Genomic DNA, 16,378 nt, shown 5'->3' with positions numbered 1-16,378 from the left:
GCCTTTAGTTCCGCTGTTCCGTTCTCGTTCGACCAGCGGCTCCGCTCGTCGACTGCACCAAGCCGTACTCAATCGGCGCCTGCACTCAGTTGCGGCGCAAGAGGTGCGGGTTTGAAACGGCGTCCGCGTGCGGAGCGAGACCGCTTGATGGCGAAATCGGAAAACGACGCGCTGCTACCCCCCGTTTCGCCGCGACTGTAATCGAGTGTAATTGATTGCGCCTCGTGCTCAGCCTAACTTCGTCCCCGCAGGGCTCTTGGCGGATGGCTGGCCCAAGCCACCACGGAGAGGGTGATGAACGTTGTCGATGCGTGACTCGCGCAAGTCAGATTCGGCCTATACGACCCTGGGTTTCGGCTTTTTTTCAACTCACTGCAGGAGAAATTGTCATGTCGAACGAAAATTTCAGCGAAATTCAGAAGTTCGCGGAGCAGGCGGACGGCTTGAAGCGCGTCGAGGTGGAGTCAATCCAGCTGGGCTATTGGGACCAGCACGATACCTTTCCGTTCATGCTCAATAACGAGGGGGCGAATTCGTTTGAAGTGGATGCGTCGAACACGGCGTTGCTGATCCAGATCGGCAACGCGCTCACGGCGCTTGGACAGAAGCAGAAGGTCGTGGCCTACCTGGGAGACCTCAGCCACGGAGGTACCCTCAAAGTGCTCCTTATCGGCCTCGCGTAGTAAAAAACAAGTCGCGACTCGGTTGGTCGGCGCGGTGGGCCGGTCACGTCGAAATCGACTGGAAGACTGTTGCGACACGAAAACGGTTTGGCGGGTTGCCAGGCCGTTTTTCATTGACGGATGGCGCAAGTCAGCGCCGTCGCGCCTCGGATGCTCACGCGTGCGTGCCCACGAGCGAACGCAGGTACGTCGGCACTTTCGCCTTCGCCGTGGCCTGGACACGCGTCATGAGCGCGTGATCGATGCGATCCAGTCCGTAAGTCCGCGCAATGTCGTGCTGCAAGCGGCACCACAGGTGACCGGCCATCTCGGCGTCGACCATCGCCCGGTGCGCACGCCCCGATTTCGGCAACCGCAGCATATCCACGAGGCTCGACAGGCGGTGACTCCGGGCATCCGGGTAGATGCGCCTCGCCACCAGCATCGTGCACGCAAAGGCATGCTCGGCCGACATGCCGAGAAGCTCGAGTTCCGCCTGCCAGAACCGTTTGTCGAAACCGGCGTTGTGGGCCACGACCGCATGCTTGCCGACGAACGCCGCGGCTTCCTTCATGACTTTCGACGCCGGCGGAGCCGCTGCGATCATCTCGTTCGTGATGCCGGTCAGCGCGACGACATCGGACGGGATGCGCCTGCCCGCATTCATCAGGCTCTGGAAACGGTCGACGACTTGTCCATCCCGGAGCAGGATGACGGCGATTTCGGTCGCTCGGTCGCCCATATTGGGCGAAAGTCCGGTTGTTTCGAAGTCCAGTACTGCAACGGTTTGCATGGTCGAATCCTGTTGCTTCACGCGGTGTCGTTAGAGTGGCCGAGAGGTTAGCATCTCCAGGCCCGCGACAGGCTCGTTCTGCCCGGGAAACGACCATCCGTGCGGTGAGCGCCGACCCGGTCGATGACCCGGACCGCCCGCGAACTCGCCCCGATCCGCCATTGGCTTGGCGGGACGCACATGGTGCAACAGGGTGCCGGCCGCCGACTATCGGTAGCGCGTTGGCCCGTGCGTCATGCCGCAAGCCCGTTTTCGCCTTCGACCATCCGGATCGTGCCCGTGGCTTGCCCCGCACCCTGCCTGATGCTGAACTCGATCAGGTCTTCATAAATCTCCCGTTGCCCGGCGGGCAGCACGGGTTGCAGGGTCTCGCGGCGCTTGTCCGCATCGAACATCGATTCCACCAGCCATCCTGTCAGATAGACCGACGCAAGGCATCCGCCCGCGGTCGCGACGTTGCGACGGCATACCAGCGGCTGGTTCGGCACGTCCAGCCCGAGTGCCTGCAAGCCTTTCCGCGCGTCGGGATGCGTCGTGGCGCGGCGCTCCGGCAGCAGCCCGAGCCGCTCGAGAATGAAAGCCCCGCCGCAGATCGACCCGACAAGCTGGTGCTCGGTATCGAGATCGAACGACGGCAGGAAATCGGGATGGGCCAGTGCGGCCGGTACGCCTTCCTTGCCGCTCGAAAAGAGGACCGCGTCGGCGTGATTGGCGTCGGCAAGCGGGCCGTGCGTCGGGATGGCCAGACCATGTGCGGAATGCAGCACCGGCTGCGCACCCAGAATCCGGACGCGCCAGTCGCGGCAGTTGCGACCGAGAATGTCCCACATCAGGAACAGGCCGACGTCGGTGAACCGGTCGAATGCGACGAGAGCGATGTCTTTCAAGGTGGACTCCATGCGTAGTGGCGCGCTGCCGGAAGCGGCGGCGGCCGTGATAGAGTTCGCAGCCTATCTGTCCATGCCGCACCATACACAGCCTGTATGGCGATGACGATGAGCACACTGACGCGAAACGACTGGATTGCAGCGGGCTTCGACGCCCTCGACGGGGAAGGGTATGCGGGCATTTCGGCCGAGTGCCTCGCGCGACGGCTGAACGTGACCCGCGGTTCGTTCTATCACCACTTCCGTAATCGCGAGGACTTCGTCAGGACCTTGCTGACCGCATGGGAGGACGACTACGCCGCGCGCATGCTTGCCTACGCGGCGGACGGTCGCGGCGCCGTCGACACGCTGGCGCGCTATCTGCGCATTGCCGCCGAGAAGCGGTCCGGGCGTGAAATCGCGATCCGCGCATGGGCGTTGCATGATCCGCTGGTCGCGGAATTCCAGCAGCGCGTCGATGCGGCCCGGCTCGCGTTTGCGATCGAGACGTCACGCAGGCTCGTGCGTACGCCGGACGAGGCGGAGATCGTCGGGCAGGCCGTGCACATGTGCCTGATCGGTGGTCAACAGGCCGGGCTGCGGCGCGATGCCGTCCGGTTCAACGGTTTCATGCAGCGCGCGGTTGCAATGGTCGAGCGCGTGCTGCCGATACGTCGCGCCTGATGCGTCATGTGGCCGCGTGACGCATGCGTGGAGCCGGCCCGGTATCGGGTAGCGCGTTTGCGTGCCCGGTGCGCATGACGTGGAGGGCGGCGCGATACCCCGCGTCGGCCACGGTCATGCGTGCCGCGGCGAGGGCGACGGTGTTGCTCGATAGCGCAGGTGAATCAGCGGATAGGCGCGCCCCTGCCCGTCGAGCGCCGATCGCCCGGTGCGCTCGAAACCGAGCCGTTCATAGAATCCGGCCGCCGCTTCGTTCTGCTCGTTGACGTCGGTCGACAGGTCGGGATGCCGCTTGAGCGCTGCTTCGACAAGCCGCCGTCCGACGCCCGCGCCGTGGTGGGCGGGATCGACGAAGAGCGCTTCCAAGTGACCGCCGTCGAGCAGCATGAAGCCGATCGCGCGGTCGGTATCGTCGACGGCGAGATCGAGCGGCGCATCGGGCAGGAACGCGACGACGTCGGATTCGATCGCGCGACGGTCGTCGTCGCTCAGGAAGTGGTGCGTGGCATCGACTGCGCTGCGCCAGATGTCCAAAACGCGTGCGCCGTCGGCCTGGGTGGATTTGCGAATTCTGATCATGGTTTGGCCCATCTTTGATTTGTAATTGGAAGTTCGGCGGGTAGCCGGCGCCGTCATGGCCCCGGTCGGGCTGCTCGCAAGGGCTGCGAGAACGACGGCGGTGTTTCAGGTATTCAGGCGTTGGCCGGACGCCGCGCGTTACCCAGAGCCGCCGCACGCTCGAGCGCGCAGCGCGCGACCTCGCGAACGCCTGCGCTCATCGGCAAATCGTTGCGGCCGAGTTCGGCGAGATCGAACCAGCGCGCGTCGAGCGCATCGTCGCCGGCGGCGGGCGTGCCGCGCAACCATCGGCACAGCACCGCGACCATGACGAAATGCTGGCGCACGTCGCCGCCAGCATCGTAATCGAACGCATCGAGCGCAGTAAAGACGTCGAGTGCCTCGACGTCGACGGTGGTTTCTTCGACGATCTCGCGCACGACCGCGTTCGCAATCGATTCCCCCGCTTCGATCTTGCCGCCGGGAAAGCCCCAGCAGCCCGCATCGGGCGGATTGGCGCGGCGTACCAGCAGCACGTCGCGCTCCCGCAGGACGATGCCGATCACGGCGGGAACGGGGCGAACGGAAGCGGTGACGCCGGTCGGGGAGCGGGGCGAGTCGGACATGCGGTTCTACGCGCGGGTGCGTTCGAGTATGTGTGGCGGCCGGCGACGATTCATTGCGCGTCGCCGGTGCGCCGCTCGATCGCGCGGATCACGGCGACCATGTCGTCCGCGCCATGTCCGGCCCGCTCGGTCTCGCCGTAAAGCGCATGGCAGATGTCGAGCAGTGGCGACGCGATGCCGATGCCGCGCGCGGATTCGGCGACGAGGCGCGCATTCTTCAGCACGTCGGTGATCGCGGCCTGCACGGAGAAATCGGCCGCGACGAGTTTGCCGAGCTTCACGCGCGACACGTCGCTCGCCATCGGGCCCGCGTTCAGCACGTCGGCGAAGCGGGCGAGATCGATGCCGTGGCGTTGCGCGAAATGCGTGGCTTCGGTCAGGCCGGTGACCATTGTGATCAGGAACAGGTTCACGGCGAGTTTCATCGTCAGCGCCGACGGTACGTCGCCGCACACGAAGCTGTCGCGGCACAGTGGCTTCACGAGCGCGCGGACGTCGTCGACGTCTTCCGGTGCGCCGGCGAGCATCACGACGAGTTGCCCGGCTTCGGCCGGCTTGCGCGACCCCGACACGGGCGCTTCGACGTAACGGCCCGACGCGGCAGCGATGTCATCGGCCAGCGCACGCGAATACCCGGGTGCGTTGGTGCCCATGTTCACGATCGTGTGGCCGCCGACACGGGCAGCAAAACCGGGTGTGCCGCGCGCGAGGACGGCATCGATCGCCGCGTCGTTCGCGAGCATCAGGATCACGGTGCGGCAGGCAGCGAACACGTCGTCGGCATGCTTGACGACGCGCGCGCCGGCGTCGCGCAGCGCATCGTCGCTGCCGTGCGACCGGCTCCATGCGACGAGCGGCGTGCCGGCCCGCGCGAGATTGAGCGCCATCGGCGTGCCCATCACGCCGAGTCCGATGAATCCGACTGCTGTTTGCATGTGCCTGCTCCCACGGTGGGTGGAGACGATCATGGGCGTCAGTATCGCAGCGTTTTCGTACGCCTGCCATTCCGCCCGTGCGATCCGGGGAAGCCGCGTCACGGACGCTAGGCGATGTCCGCCAGGTACGGCCACGGATAAATGCCGCGCGCATGGCCGTCGCCGAACACGAAGCGGATGCCGTAGCCGAGTGCTTCCACGCCGTCCAGCGTCAGGCCGGGCCGCGCGTCGATCTGGCCGCCGTCGAACCGGATCCGTCGGCATTCCGCGCACGGGCAATCGCTGCGCAACTGCGCATAGCCGATGCGCTGCGTGCCGCCGCCGGGCCAGCGCAGGGTCAGCGCGCGTGCCGGATGATCGAGTGCGATTTCGGTCGGTACGATCATCGCGCCGCCGCGCCGATTTGCTGGATCGCGATCCGCACGGCCTTGCGGACTTCCGGATCTCGATCTTCCAGCGCGTCGTTCAGCGCGGGCAGCGTCGCCCGGTCGTGCAATTCGCCGAGCGCGAGCGCAGCTTCCTTGCGCAGGTTGCTGATCGTATGCGAGAGCAGTGCGGCGACGGCCGGTGCCGCGGCGGCGTCGCGCAATTGCCCGAGCGCACGCGCGGCCCGCAGGCGCACCTGCCAGTAGTCGTCGTCGAGCGCGGCGACGAGCGGGTCGCGCGCAGCCGCGATGCGCAGCTTGCCGAGCGTCGCGGCCGCTTCCTCGCGCACTTGCCATTCGGCGTCGCGCAGCGCCGCGAGCAACGCGGCGGCGACGGCCGCGTCGCCGGCTGGTGCGAAGCCGATCGCGCCGACCGCGGCGCGCCGCACGTCCGCATTGGCGTCCGTCGTTGCAACGCGGGCGAGCGGCGGCAGCGCGCGAGCATCCTTGAGCCAGCCGAGCACGACGACCGCCTCCGCGCGGACGGCAGCGGTGCTCGCGTCGAGGGCACGCAGCGCGGGCGCGAACGCATCGGGGGCGCGCAACTCGCGCAGCCCGCGCAGCACGGCGCCGCGCACGAACGGCTCCGGCCGGTCGGCCCAGCGGCACAGCACGGCGCCCGATGCCGCGTCCTTCAGTTCGGACAGGCTCTGCGCGGCGGTCGCGCGCACGCGGTCGTCCAGATCGAGCAGCGCGTGGCACAGCGCGTCGACGACATCGGGCTGTTCCCATGCGTCGAGCACGCGCGCAGCCTCGCTGCGCACGTCGGCCGACGGGTCGTCGCGCAGCGCCGCGACGAACGACGGCACGAGTTCGGGCGCATCGAGATCGGCGAGTTCGAGCAGCGCAACGCGGCGCACCGACGCATCGGATGCGGCGAGGCGCGCGACAAGCGCGGCGTGGTCGGAGGCCGGCACACCGGGCAGCGGGAAAGCGGAGGAGGAGACGGTCATGGGAGCAAAGTCGGAGCGATGAATGGACGGGGCGCGTGCTCAGGCCGCATCGCGCAGCAGCGCAAGGCAGCGGCGCTTGATGTCGACGAACGCGGGCTCGGTCGTGCTGTCGTCGGTGCGCGGCCGCGCGAGCGGCACGCGGATGTCGGCGACGATGCGCGCGGGCCGCGGCGACAGCATCAGGATGCGGTCGCCGAGAAACAGCGCTTCCTCGATGTCGTGCGTGACGAACAGCACGGTCGTGCCGATCCGCGACCAGATGTCGAGCAACAGCGTCTGCATCATCCGGCGCGTCTGCGCGTCGAGCGCGCCGAACGGTTCGTCCATCAGCAGCACGCGCGGACGGTTGATCAGTACGCGGGCGATCTCGACGCGCTGCTGCATGCCGCCGGACAACTGCGCGGGGTAGTGCGCGCCGAACTCGCCGAGCCCGACGAGTTCGAGCAGCGCGGCGGCTTCGCGGCGGCGCTCGCGCGCCGGCACGCCCTTCATCTTCAGGCCGAACGCGACGTTGTCGATCACGCGCTTCCACGGAAACAGCGTGTGCTGCTGGAACACGAGCCCGCGATCGGGATGCGGGCGATCGACGGTCTCGCCATCGACGACGATCTCGCCCTGCGTGGCCGCGACGTGGCCGGCGAGTGCGCCGAGCAGCGTCGATTTTCCGCAGCCCGACGGGCCGAGCACGCAGACGAATTCGCCGGGCGCGATGTCGACGTCGAGTGCGTCGAGCGCCGCGAAGCGCGCATGCGGCGGCCCCAGCTCGATCGTCAGCGCACGCACGCCGACGCGGCCCGATGCGGGCGGTGCAACGCCTGTTGCGCTCATTGCCGGCCTCCGCGCGGGGCGTACCACGGCGTGAGCGCGGTGCCGATGCGCTTGACGAGCAGGCTGCTGCCCATCCCGAGCAGGCCGATCAGCGCCATGCCGACCACGATGTCCGGGTAGTTCTGCAACGTATAGGACTCCCACGTGAAGTAACCGATGCCGTACTGGCCCGCGATCATCTCAGCCGTGACGAGGCAGAACCATGCGGTGCCCATTCCGATCGACAGGCCCGTGAAGATCGACGGCGCGGCGCCGGGCAGGATCACTTCCGCATACAGCGCGATGCCGCGCGTGCCGAGGCTGCGCGCGGTCGCGACGAGCCGCGGGTCGACGGCTTCGGCGCCATGCACGGTATTGAGCAGGATCGGGAACAGCGCGCCGACGAACGTGATGAACATCATGCTCAGCTCGGACGACGGAAACATCAGGATCGCGAGCGGAATCCACGCGACGGCCGGAATCGGCCGCAGCATCTCGAGCGGCGGCAGCAGCGCGTCTTCGAGCAGGCGATAGCGGCCGATCGCGAGCCCGAGGCCGATACCCGCGACCGCCGCGGCGACGAAGCCGGCCAGCACGCGCGTGACGCTCGCGAACAGGTGCATCGGCAGCTTCGGCGATTGCAGGAACGATGCCAGCGCGGGGCCGACGTCGGCCGGCGCGGGCACGTTCGCGAACGTGACGATGCCGAGCGACAGCCGCCAGTGGACGGCCGCCTGCCACAGCGCGATGCACGCGGCGAGCGACGCGATCCGCCATGCGCGGCGGCGCATGGGCGTCGAATGGCGGCGCGCGGCGCTGTGCGGCAGGCGCGCGTCGCCGGTACGCGGTGCCGCGGTGAAACGGCGTTTGACGAGTTCGAGAGTGGCGGCCATGCGGAGGTCCCGTGTCGACGAATGGAGAGAAGGGGCGCGCGCGGCGTTCAGCGCGCGGCGAGTGCCGGCGCGGTGACGGCCTTCGCGGCCGCGTAGTCGACCACCGCGCCCGCTACCTGCTGCGCATACGCATCGGCGCCCGACTTCAGCAGGAACGCGGTCAGCACGCCGTGCGCGTCCTTCACGTACCACGCCTGGTCGGCGAACAGCTTCAGGCCGCTCGCGTGGTCGTGCACGAACACTGCACGGACCTTCGCGGACGGGCCGAACTTCCCGAGCGCGGCGAAGGCGGCCGCGGGGCTCGCGTAGTGACGCACGGCGTCGTCGCCGGCGAGCCATACTTGCGCGACATCGTTGAAATCGCGGATCGGCTTGCCGGTCGACGCATCGTTCGCGGTCAGCGGCTGCTTGCCGTAGTGCGTCAGCGCGGCGTCGTAGTCGAGCCCGGACGCCTTGAACGCCGCGCGGATATAGCGGTCGTCGACGAATGTCGCGGGGTCGGGCGCCGAGTCGGTTTTCTTCAGCAGCTTCAGCGTATCGATGGCCGTCGCGACGGCTTGCCGGTATTCGGGCTTCCAGGTGAGGTCGCGGGTCTGGATGCCGAGCGGCCCGTGATACAGGTAGTCGACGGGCGCCTCGATACCGGTGACTTTCTCGATCAGCAGGCTGTACTTCTCCGGGTTCTGCGCGAACAGGCGGTTTGCCTCGATCGTGGCGCGCAGATAGGCCACCACGACTTCGGGATAGCGTTGCGCGTAGTCCGCGTCGACGAGCGCGCCGTGGAAGGTCGGCGCATGGGTCTGCGCGCCGTCGTAGATCTTGCGCGCGATGCCGCGGTACGGAAACAGGTCGGCGAACGGCACGAAGTCCGCATGCGCGTCGATCTTGTTGGCCTTCAGCGCGCTGCCGGCTACTTCCGGCGCCTGCGTGACGATGTTCACGTCGGTGTCGGGGTTCCAGCCCTGGGCCTTGATCGCGCGCAGCAGCATGCCGTGCGCGGTCGACGCGAACGGTACCGAGATCGTCTTGGCCTTCAGGTCGGCCAGCGCGCGTACCGTCGAATTCACCGGCACGACGATCCCGTTGCCGCTGCCGTCGATGCTGCCGTCGAGCACGGTGATGAATACGCTCCGGCGGCCGGCCTTGCGGAATGCCGCGCCGTTCAGCGCGCCGGGGAAATCGGCCATCGCGCCGAAGTCGAGCTTGCCGGCGACCATCTCGTTGGTCAGCGGCGCGCCGGACGTGAAATCCTTCCACCGCACGTCGTACTTCACGTCCTGGTACTTGCCGGTGCGCGGCAGGTACTTGTCGAGCAGGTGCAATTCGCGGATCAGCAAGCCGCCGGTCGCGCAGTTGATCGTCGTGTCCTGCGTGCCGATCGCCACGCGGATCGTCTCCGCATGCGCAAAACCGGTGGCCATGACCGCGATCGACGCGGCGAGCAGGCGGAACATCCGTAGCGTTCTTTTCATGTGTCGTGAGTCCGGTAGAGGGGGATCGGTGCGCAGGTCGCGCACCGTGTCAGCGCAGCAGATAAGGGATGTCGACCTTGACCGCGCCGGTCGGGCAGTCGCGCTCGCACGGCATGCAGTACCAGCATTCGTCGAACTGCATGTAGGCCTTGCCCTGGGTGACGTCGATCGCGAGCAGGTCGAGCGGGCACACGTCGACGCAGACGGTGCAGCCCTTGTCGGCGATGCACAGGGCCTCGTCGATCGTGACGGGTGCGCTGCTGCGCTGGAAGATGTCGTGCGGGGTATGGGGCATGGCAGGTTCCTCAAAGGGCGGCCGCGGGCGCGGCCGGTTCGCGGATGCGCAGTTGCGCATAGGCGCCGCGTTCGTCGTCGGCGAGCGGCACGAGGTACGGTTCCACCGGCCGTTTCTCGCTGCGCATCGCGCCGTCGGCGTCCTTGCGCAGCCAGGTGTGGCAGAACCATTCGGCATCGTTGCGGTGCGGGAAGTCGACGCGATGGTGGTACAGCCCCCAACGGCTCTCGGTGCGGAACAGCGACGCGCGCGCAGCCATTTCCGCGCAGTCGCGGATCGCGCGCACTTCGGCCGCGCGCATCAGCTCGTGCGGGTGGTTTGCCTTGATTTCTTCGATATCCTCAATAATTCCGTCAAAACGTTGAAGGCCGATTTCCATCTTGCGCGTCACCTTCGGCGGTTGCAGGTAGTCGTTCACCATGCGGCGCAGCTTGTACTCGACCTGTGCCGGCGCCAGACCGCGCTCGCGCAGCAGCGGGGCGAGCGCGCGGGTGCGCTCGGCATCGACCTGCTGGTCGTCCACCGGTGCGAGTTCGCGGCCGGCCACGTAGTCGGCCGCGTTCTGCCCGGCGAACCAGCCGTACGTAAACGCGCCGAGCATGTAGTTGTGCGGAACGGCCGCCATGTCGCCGGCTGCGTAAAGCCCGGGCACGGTCGTCTCCGCGCGTGCGTTCACGTACACGCCCGATGCGCTGTGACCGCTGCAGAAGCCGATCTCGGAGATGTGCATCTCGACCATCTGGCTGCGGTAGTCGGTGCCGCGCCCTGCATGGAAGCGGCCGCGGCTCGGCCGCTCGTTCGTATGGAGGATTTGCTCGATGGTGCGGATCGTTTCTTCCGCGAGGTGGTCGAGCTTCAGGAACACGGGACCGTTGCCGCTCTGCAGCTCCTGATAGAACTCCCACATCATCTGGCCGCTCCAGTAATCGCATTCGATGAAGCGCTCGCCCTTGCCGTTCGCGGTGAAGCCGCCGAGCGGGCCCGTCACGTACGCGCACGCGGGGCCGTTGTAGTCCTTGATCAGCGGGTTGATCTGGAAGCATTCGAGGTTCGCGAGTGCCGCGCCCGCGTGATAGGCCATCGCGTAGCCGTCGCCCGCGTTGGTCGGGTTCTCGTACGTGCCCATCAGGTAGCCCGACGCCGGCAGCCCGAGGCGGCCGGCCGCGCCGCAGCAGAGGATCACGGCCTTCGCGCGGATCACGTGAAATTCGGCGGTGCGGCAGTCGAAGCCGAGCACGCCGCTCGCGCGGCCCTGCGCGTCGGTCAGCACGCGCGTCGCGACGATCCGGTTCGTGATCGCGATGCGCGCGCGCTTCAGTTGCCGGTACAGCACCTTCTTGATGTCGTGTCCCTCCGGCATCGGCAGCACGTACGAGCCCATGTGATGGACCTTCTTGACCGCGTAGTCACCGGTGCCGTCCTTCTCGAACTTCACGCCCCAGCGATCGAGCTGCTCGATCGTCGCGAAGCTGTGCGTCGCATACGCGTACACGGCTTCCTGGTCGACGATCCCGTCGTTGGCGATCGTGATCTCGCGCGTGTACTGCTCGGGCGTCGCATGACCGGGGATCACCGCATTGTTCAGGCCGTCCATGCCCATCGAGATCGCGCCGCTGCGCTTCACGTTGGCCTTCTCGAGCAGCAGCACGCGCAAGGACGGATCGCGCTCCTTCGCCTTGATGGCCGCCATCGGGCCGGCCGTGCCGCCGCCGACCACGACGATGTCGTATTCGTGCACATGGGTATTCATCGCGGGTTCCTTGCAGGTTTGCGCGCCTTCTGCCGGTCGACGCGCAACCGGTACTGGAAGGCGTCGCCGCGGAAGTAGAGGTATTCGTAGTCGATCGGTGCACCCGACGCGTCGTGCGTGAGGCGCTCGATGCGCAGCACGGGGCTGCTTTCCTCGACGTGCAGCGCGTCGACGATCTCGTCGTCGGCGAGGATCGCGTCGATCGACACGTCGGCATGGCCGAGCGGGACGCCGCAGTCGTTTTCGAGGATCAGGAAGATGTCTCGGGTCGCGAGATCGGCGCCGGCGAGCCGCTTGCCGAGCGCCTCGGGCACCCAGGTCTGTTCGAGCGACACCGGCTCGCGGTTCAGCAGCCGCACGCGGTGGATCTCGACGAGCGGCGCACCTTCCGGCACGTTCAGCTTGGTGGCCAGATGGCGGTCGGCTTTCACGGTGCGCAGGCTGCGCAGCTGGTTGACGATCTCGTAGCCCATCGACGACATCGCCTCGGCGAACCCCTGCAGCGACGTGACGTTCTGGAATGCCTTCGGCTTCGACACGAACGTGCCCTTGCCATGAAGCTTGAACAGCAGGCCTTCCTTCTGCAGGTCGCCGAGCGCCTGACGCACCGTGATGCGGCTGACGTCGAACATCGCGCAAAGCTCGTGCTCGGACGGCATGCGGCTGTGCGGCGCATAGGTGCCGTCGAGAATGCGCGCGCGCAGCGTGTCCTTGATCTGCACGTAGAGCGGGGCCGCCGACAGCGGCACGACGTTGGGTGGGGTCATCGGTCAACTTGTTATGACAAGATGGGGCGAGTGTAGTCAGCGCGATCGCGTGCCCCAACCAACTTTTTCTGATTTCGAATTTCCGGTTGCGGAAAAGCGGGGCGTACGGACGATCCGCCCCTTGCGAGCCGCGTGGAATCGCCGACAATGAAGAAAACCACGCGTCCGTGCGCCGCGCATGTCGATTTCCCGATGCGTCGCCCGTCGTAGTCATGTCGACCGGGTATCGCGCCGCGCACGTGGCCTGCACCGGGTTGCCGAGGACGGTAAGAACGAACCAGGAGACGTCACATGCCGGATTCCCGATACCGCTGGGTGATCGTCGCCGCGGGCGGCCTGATGGGCTGCGTCGCGATCGGCGCGATGTTTTCGTTGCCCGTGTTCCTGCGGGCCATTGCGCGCGACACGGGCTGGTCGATGACCGGCATTTCCGGCGCGATGACGCTCGGCTTCATCGCGATGGCCTTCGCGAGCATGGCGTGGGGCAGCCTGTCGGACCGGATCGGCACGCGGCCGGTCGTCATCGCGGGCGCGGTGCTGCTGTCGGCGAGCCTCGCGCTGGCGAGCCGCGCGCCGTCGCTGCTCGTGTTCCAGCTGACCTTCGGCCTGGCCGTCGGCAGTGCGACGGCCGCGATATTCGCGCCGATGATGGCGTGCGTGACGGGCTGGTTCGACACGCATCGCAGCCTCGCGGTGTCGCTGGTGTCGGCCGGCATGGGGATGGCGCCAATGACGATGGCGCCGCTCGCCGCGTGGCTCGTGTCGGTGCGCGACTGGCGCACGTCGATGCTGCTGATTGCCGCGCTGGCGGCCGTCGTGATGATTCCGGCGTCGCTGCTGGTGCGGCGGGCGCCCGCGCTCGATCATGCTCCCGCGCCCGCGGCGCCTGCGCCTGCAGGCGTACCCGCGGCGATGTCGGTCTCGGACGCGCTGCGCTCGCCGCAGTTCACGATCCTGCTGCTGACCAATTTCTTCTGCTGCGCGACGCACTCGGGCCCGATCTTCCATACGGTCAGCTACGCAGTCACGTGCGGGATCCCGCTGATCGTCGCGGTGTCGATCTACAGCGTCGAAGGGCTCGCGGGCATGGGCGGCCGGATCGCGTTCGGGATTCTCGGCGACCGCCTCGGTGCGAAGCGCATGCTGGTGGCCGGGCTGCTCGCACAGGCGCTCGGCGCGCTCGGCTACTACTTCGTGCGCTCGCTCGACGGGTTCTACGCGGTCGCGACGCTGTTCGGCTTCATCTATGCGGGCGTGATGCCGCTGTATTCGGTGCTCGCGCGCGAGAATTTCCCGCTGCGGATGATGGGCACCGTGATCGGCGGCTGCGCGATGGCCGGCAGCCTCGGGATGGCCACGGGCCCGGTCGCCGGCGGCCTGATCGTCGATACGTTCGGCAGCTACGGCTGGCTGTACCTCGGTTCGTTCGCGATCGGCATCGGTGCGTTCCTGATCGCGACGACGTTCCGGCCGTTCGCGAAAACGCGGCCGGAAACGGTGGCCGCGTAACACGGCGACGGAAGCAGGTCAGCTGCCGTTTCGCCGGACCGGCCCGGCTTGGCCCGCGTCGTTACGAACAAAAAACAGGGCCCGACACCGCTTGCATTTGCGGTGGCCCGGACGGCGCTCAGCCTGCTGCGGCGCAGCAGAGCGGGAAGTGACGGCGATCGGCGTGCATGCGCCGCGATTCGGCCCCTAAAAAACGCAATATCGAGCATATATTCGAAGAGCCTGTCATCGCCGCGTCACCCTGCTAGAATTCGGCCTGCCGCATTGTTCCGATTGACTGATGAGATTGCTTGACGCCCTGGTCGAACAACGTATCGCCGCCGCCGCCGCGCGGGGCGAGTTCGACGATTTGCCGGGTACCGGCGCGCCGCAGGCGCTGGATGACGACCTGCTCGTGCCCGAGGAGGTGCGGGTGGCCAACCGTATCCTGAAGAACGCGGGCTTCGTGCCGCCGGCCGTCGAGCAATTGCGCGCGCTGCGCAACCTGCACGACGAAGTGCAGGCGGTCAGCGACCGTGCCGCGCGCTGCCGGCTGCAGGCCAAGATCCTTGCACTCGACATGGCGCTGGAATCGCTGCGCGGCGGCCCGATGGTGATGCCGCGCGACTACTGCCGGCGCATCGCCGAACGCCTGTGCGAGCGCGGGCTCGACGACGCGCCCGCCGAAGCGGGGACGATGTGACGTCCGACGCGCTGCACGACGCAGCCCGCCCGGCCGCTGACCCCGCTGCCGATTCTCCCGTTCCCGAAGCCGCGCCCGTATCGGCGCGCGACCTGCATTTCATGCGTCTTGCGCAGGCTGCCGCCGAAGAGGCGCGCGCGGCCGGCGAAGTGCCGGTCGGCGCGGTGCTCGTGCGCGGCGACGAAGTGATCGCACGCGGCTTCAACCATCCGATCGGCGGGCACGATCCGTCGGCGCATGCGGAAATGGCCGCGCTGCGCATGGCCGCGCAGCATCTGCAGAATTACCGGATGCCCGGATGCGAGCTGTACGTGACGCTCGAACCGTGCCTGATGTGCGCCGGCGCGATCATGCATGCGCGCATCGCACGGGTGGTCTATGGCGCCGCCGATCCGAAGACGGGCGCCTGCGGCAGCGTGATCGACGCGTTCGCGAATCCGCAGCTCAACCACCATACCGAAGTGACCGGCGGCGTGCTTGCGGACGAATGCGGGGCCGCGCTGAAGTCGTTCTTCGCCGAGCGCCGCCGCGCGCTGCGCGAAGCGCGGCACGCCCGCGACGCCGAATCCGGCGCGTCATAGGCGCCCCGGCCGCGCCCGGCGTTCCGGGCGTGCACGGTTCCGTGAACCGGAGACGGTTCGGACCCTCTAAGCAGGTTTGACGACCCGACACCTTTCGCCATGTCCTTCCAGCCCGCCGCGTCCTACACCATCCGCCTGCTGGCGCCGTCCGGCTATCCGCACGACCCCGATGCGATCAACCGCGCGCTCGAGCGCCTCAGCACCGCGCAGCAACGCATCGAGAACATCGAGGCGACGCAGCGGCGCTTCCAGCGGTTCGGCGGGACCGACGGCGAGCGGGCAGGCGACCTGAACCGCCTCGCCGATCCCGAGCGGCCGCTGCCGGACATCGCGCTCGCGGTGCGCGGCGGTTACGGTGCCGCGCGAATCCTGCACGGGCTCGACTATCGCGGGCTCGAACGCCGGCTGCGCGACCAGCCGGTTGCGCTCGTCGGCCACAGCGACTTCACGGCGATCCAGCTTGCGCTGTACGCGAAGGCGCGCATCAAGACGTTCGGCGGCCCGATGCTGTCGGCCGACTTCGGCGCAGAAGCGCCGAGCGACTTCACGATGCAGCACTTCTGGCAGACGCTGACGCAGCCGAGCACGACGATCGTCACCGAGGCGCCGCAGGTGCAGGCGGTAAACGTGACGGGCACGCTGTGGGGCGGCAACCTCGCGATCCTCACGTCGCTCGTCGGCACGCCGTACATGCCCGATATCGAGGGCGGCATCCTGTTCATCGAGGACGTCAACGAGCAGCCGTTCCGGATCGAGCGGATGATCTATCAACTGCACCTGTCGGGCCTGCTCGCGCGCCAGCAGGCGCTCGTGCTCGGCCAGTTCACCGGTGCGCGGCCGTTCGAGTACGACAACGGCTACGACATGCAGGCAATGATCGACCAGGTGCGGGCGGTGATCGGGATTCCGGTCGTCACGGGGCTCCAGTTCGGCCACGTACCCGACTTGCTGACTTTGCCGTTCGGCGCGCAGGCGCAACTGGTCGCGAATGCTCACGGCTTCCGGCTGACGTTGTCGGACTATCCGCATCTCGGCTGATGCCGGCGCGATCGATCGAAAGGCGGGTTTCCCCGCCTTTTTCTTTATGTAAGCGCGCAACTAACGGTCCGGAATTTTCGTC

The 16,378-nt window shown here is 67.6% G+C and carries 19 protein-coding genes; 6 read left to right on the top strand and 13 right to left on the bottom strand.

Annotation, left to right across the window (positions count from 1 at the left end):
• Positions 1–389: 389 nt before the first annotated feature.
• Positions 390–683, top strand: a complete 294-nt coding sequence (locus BLA15945_RS17765; protein WP_059233871.1) for a hypothetical protein — start codon at positions 390–392, stop codon at positions 681–683.
• 154 nt (positions 684–837) lie between these two features.
• On the opposite strand, the gene BLA15945_RS17760 is transcribed toward BLA15945_RS17765, so the two are convergent.
• Both BLA15945_RS17760 and BLA15945_RS17755 read right to left on the bottom strand, forming a co-directional pair.
• Positions 838–1,455 (bottom strand): 3'-5' exonuclease, encoded by a 618-nt coding sequence (locus tag BLA15945_RS17760; protein ID WP_059233872.1) that lies wholly within the window; start codon positions 1,453–1,455, stop codon positions 838–840.
• 233 nt (positions 1,456–1,688) lie between these two features.
• Positions 1,689–2,354: a DJ-1/PfpI family protein gene (locus tag BLA15945_RS17755; protein ID WP_174993030.1), complete on the bottom strand. Its 666-nt coding sequence runs from the start codon at positions 2,352–2,354 to the stop codon at positions 1,689–1,691.
• 96 nt (positions 2,355–2,450) lie between these two features.
• Between BLA15945_RS17755 and BLA15945_RS17750 the strand changes: the two genes are divergently transcribed.
• Positions 2,451–3,005 carry a TetR/AcrR family transcriptional regulator gene (locus BLA15945_RS17750; RefSeq protein ID WP_174993029.1) on the top strand — a complete coding sequence of 185 codons (555 nt, stop codon included), beginning with the start codon at positions 2,451–2,453 and terminating at the stop codon, positions 3,003–3,005.
• A 114-nt stretch (positions 3,006–3,119) separates the two neighbouring features.
• Here BLA15945_RS17750 and BLA15945_RS17745 read toward each other — a convergent pair whose 3' ends face one another.
• The 11 genes from BLA15945_RS17745 to BLA15945_RS17695 all read right to left on the bottom strand — a co-directional run bounded on the left by BLA15945_RS17745 (position 3,120) and on the right by BLA15945_RS17695 (position 12,486).
• Positions 3,120–3,584, bottom strand: coding sequence for an acetyltransferase (locus BLA15945_RS17745; RefSeq protein WP_174993055.1), 465 nt, complete (start codon positions 3,582–3,584; stop codon positions 3,120–3,122).
• Positions 3,585–3,697: 113 nt separating this feature from the next.
• Positions 3,698–4,189 carry an NUDIX hydrolase gene (locus BLA15945_RS17740; protein ID WP_174993028.1) on the bottom strand — a complete coding sequence of 164 codons (492 nt, stop codon included), beginning with the start codon at positions 4,187–4,189 and terminating at the stop codon, positions 3,698–3,700.
• A gap of 50 nt (positions 4,190–4,239) precedes the next feature.
• Entirely contained in the window at positions 4,240–5,124 is an 885-nt protein-coding gene (locus tag BLA15945_RS17735; protein WP_174993027.1) for an NAD(P)-dependent oxidoreductase, read from the bottom strand.
• 107 nt (positions 5,125–5,231) lie between these two features.
• Positions 5,232–5,510, bottom strand: a complete 279-nt coding sequence (locus BLA15945_RS17730; RefSeq protein ID WP_059233877.1) for a gamma-butyrobetaine hydroxylase-like domain-containing protein — start codon at positions 5,508–5,510, stop codon at positions 5,232–5,234.
• Complete coding sequence (locus BLA15945_RS17725; protein WP_174993026.1) at positions 5,507–6,502, bottom strand: HEAT repeat domain-containing protein; 996 nt, start codon at positions 6,500–6,502, stop codon at positions 5,507–5,509. Before BLA15945_RS17725 ends, BLA15945_RS17730 begins: the two co-directional genes overlap by 4 nt.
• Positions 6,503–6,541: 39 nt before the next feature.
• Entirely contained in the window at positions 6,542–7,330 is a 789-nt protein-coding gene (locus BLA15945_RS17720; RefSeq protein ID WP_059233879.1) for an ABC transporter ATP-binding protein, read from the bottom strand.
• Positions 7,327–8,202 carry an ABC transporter permease gene (locus BLA15945_RS17715; protein ID WP_059233880.1) on the bottom strand — a complete coding sequence of 292 codons (876 nt, stop codon included), beginning with the start codon at positions 8,200–8,202 and terminating at the stop codon, positions 7,327–7,329. Before BLA15945_RS17715 ends, BLA15945_RS17720 begins: the two co-directional genes overlap by 4 nt.
• A gap of 47 nt (positions 8,203–8,249) precedes the next feature.
• On the bottom strand, positions 8,250–9,674 hold the full coding sequence (locus tag BLA15945_RS17710; RefSeq protein ID WP_174993025.1) for an ABC transporter substrate-binding protein: 1,425 nt from the start codon (positions 9,672–9,674) through the stop codon (positions 8,250–8,252).
• Between the two features lie 49 nt (positions 9,675–9,723).
• The gene (locus BLA15945_RS17705) at positions 9,724–9,969 is read right to left on the bottom strand and encodes a 4Fe-4S dicluster domain-containing protein (RefSeq protein WP_059233882.1); all 246 of its coding nucleotides are present in this window, start codon (positions 9,967–9,969) and stop codon (positions 9,724–9,726) included.
• A 10-nt stretch (positions 9,970–9,979) separates the two neighbouring features.
• Complete coding sequence (locus tag BLA15945_RS17700) at positions 9,980–11,719, bottom strand: fumarate reductase/succinate dehydrogenase flavoprotein subunit (protein ID WP_174993024.1); 1,740 nt, start codon at positions 11,717–11,719, stop codon at positions 9,980–9,982.
• Entirely contained in the window at positions 11,716–12,486 is a 771-nt protein-coding gene (locus tag BLA15945_RS17695; protein ID WP_059233884.1) for a GntR family transcriptional regulator, read from the bottom strand. Before BLA15945_RS17695 ends, BLA15945_RS17700 begins: the two co-directional genes overlap by 4 nt.
• Positions 12,487–12,777: 291 nt before the next feature.
• On the opposite strand from BLA15945_RS17695, the gene BLA15945_RS17690 reads away from it, so the two are divergent.
• From BLA15945_RS17690 to ldcA, 4 genes are all read left to right on the top strand, one after another.
• A complete protein-coding gene (locus BLA15945_RS17690) occupies positions 12,778–13,995 on the top strand; it encodes an MFS transporter (RefSeq protein ID WP_174993023.1) in 1,218 nt (405 codons plus the stop codon).
• 280 nt (positions 13,996–14,275) lie between these two features.
• Entirely contained in the window at positions 14,276–14,677 is a 402-nt protein-coding gene (locus BLA15945_RS17685) for a DnaJ family domain-containing protein (RefSeq protein ID WP_027784729.1), read from the top strand.
• Positions 14,674–15,258 (top strand): tRNA adenosine(34) deaminase TadA, encoded by a 585-nt coding sequence (tadA, locus tag BLA15945_RS17680; protein ID WP_059233886.1) that lies wholly within the window; start codon positions 14,674–14,676, stop codon positions 15,256–15,258. Before BLA15945_RS17685 ends, tadA begins: the two co-directional genes overlap by 4 nt.
• Positions 15,259–15,357: 99 nt before the next feature.
• Positions 15,358–16,296, top strand: a complete 939-nt coding sequence (gene ldcA / locus BLA15945_RS17675; RefSeq protein WP_174993022.1) for a muramoyltetrapeptide carboxypeptidase — start codon at positions 15,358–15,360, stop codon at positions 16,294–16,296.
• Positions 16,297–16,378: the final 82 nt, after the last annotated feature.

Origin of the sequence: Burkholderia arboris, assembly GCF_902499125.1 — a bacterium.
GTDB lineage: Bacteria > Pseudomonadota > Gammaproteobacteria > Burkholderiales > Burkholderiaceae > Burkholderia > Burkholderia arboris.
The sequence above is the reverse complement of the archived record's forward strand: the minus strand, read 5'-3'. Positions and strand labels throughout refer to the sequence as shown.

Bases quoted from the DNA above. Each gene is read 5' to 3' on its own strand.
- BLA15945_RS17765 (WP_059233871.1), top strand. From the start codon at position 390: ATGTCGAACGAAAATTTCAGCGAAATTCAGAAGTTCGCGGAGCAGGCG.
- BLA15945_RS17760 (WP_059233872.1), bottom strand. From the start codon at position 1,455: ATGCAAACCGTTGCAGTACTGGACTTCGAAACAACCGGACTTTCGCCC.
- BLA15945_RS17755 (WP_174993030.1), bottom strand. From the start codon at position 2,354: ATGGAGTCCACCTTGAAAGACATCGCTCTCGTCGCATTCGACCGGTTC.
- BLA15945_RS17750 (WP_174993029.1), top strand. From the start codon at position 2,451: ATGAGCACACTGACGCGAAACGACTGGATTGCAGCGGGCTTCGACGCC.
- BLA15945_RS17745 (WP_174993055.1), bottom strand. From the start codon at position 3,584: ATGATCAGAATTCGCAAATCCACCCAGGCCGACGGCGCACGCGTTTTG.
- BLA15945_RS17740 (WP_174993028.1), bottom strand. From the start codon at position 4,189: ATGTCCGACTCGCCCCGCTCCCCGACCGGCGTCACCGCTTCCGTTCGC.
- BLA15945_RS17735 (WP_174993027.1), bottom strand. From the start codon at position 5,124: ATGCAAACAGCAGTCGGATTCATCGGACTCGGCGTGATGGGCACGCCG.
- BLA15945_RS17730 (WP_059233877.1), bottom strand. From the start codon at position 5,510: ATGATCGTACCGACCGAAATCGCACTCGATCATCCGGCACGCGCGCTG.
- BLA15945_RS17725 (WP_174993026.1), bottom strand. From the start codon at position 6,502: ATGACCGTCTCCTCCTCCGCTTTCCCGCTGCCCGGTGTGCCGGCCTCC.
- BLA15945_RS17720 (WP_059233879.1), bottom strand. From the start codon at position 7,330: ATGAGCGCAACAGGCGTTGCACCGCCCGCATCGGGCCGCGTCGGCGTG.
- BLA15945_RS17715 (WP_059233880.1), bottom strand. From the start codon at position 8,202: ATGGCCGCCACTCTCGAACTCGTCAAACGCCGTTTCACCGCGGCACCG.
- BLA15945_RS17710 (WP_174993025.1), bottom strand. From the start codon at position 9,674: ATGAAAAGAACGCTACGGATGTTCCGCCTGCTCGCCGCGTCGATCGCG.
- BLA15945_RS17705 (WP_059233882.1), bottom strand. From the start codon at position 9,969: ATGCCCCATACCCCGCACGACATCTTCCAGCGCAGCAGCGCACCCGTC.
- BLA15945_RS17700 (WP_174993024.1), bottom strand. From the start codon at position 11,719: ATGAATACCCATGTGCACGAATACGACATCGTCGTGGTCGGCGGCGGC.
- BLA15945_RS17695 (WP_059233884.1), bottom strand. From the start codon at position 12,486: ATGACCCCACCCAACGTCGTGCCGCTGTCGGCGGCCCCGCTCTACGTG.
- BLA15945_RS17690 (WP_174993023.1), top strand. From the start codon at position 12,778: ATGCCGGATTCCCGATACCGCTGGGTGATCGTCGCCGCGGGCGGCCTG.
- BLA15945_RS17685 (WP_027784729.1), top strand. From the start codon at position 14,276: ATGAGATTGCTTGACGCCCTGGTCGAACAACGTATCGCCGCCGCCGCC.
- ldcA (WP_174993022.1), top strand. From the start codon at position 15,358: ATGTCCTTCCAGCCCGCCGCGTCCTACACCATCCGCCTGCTGGCGCCG.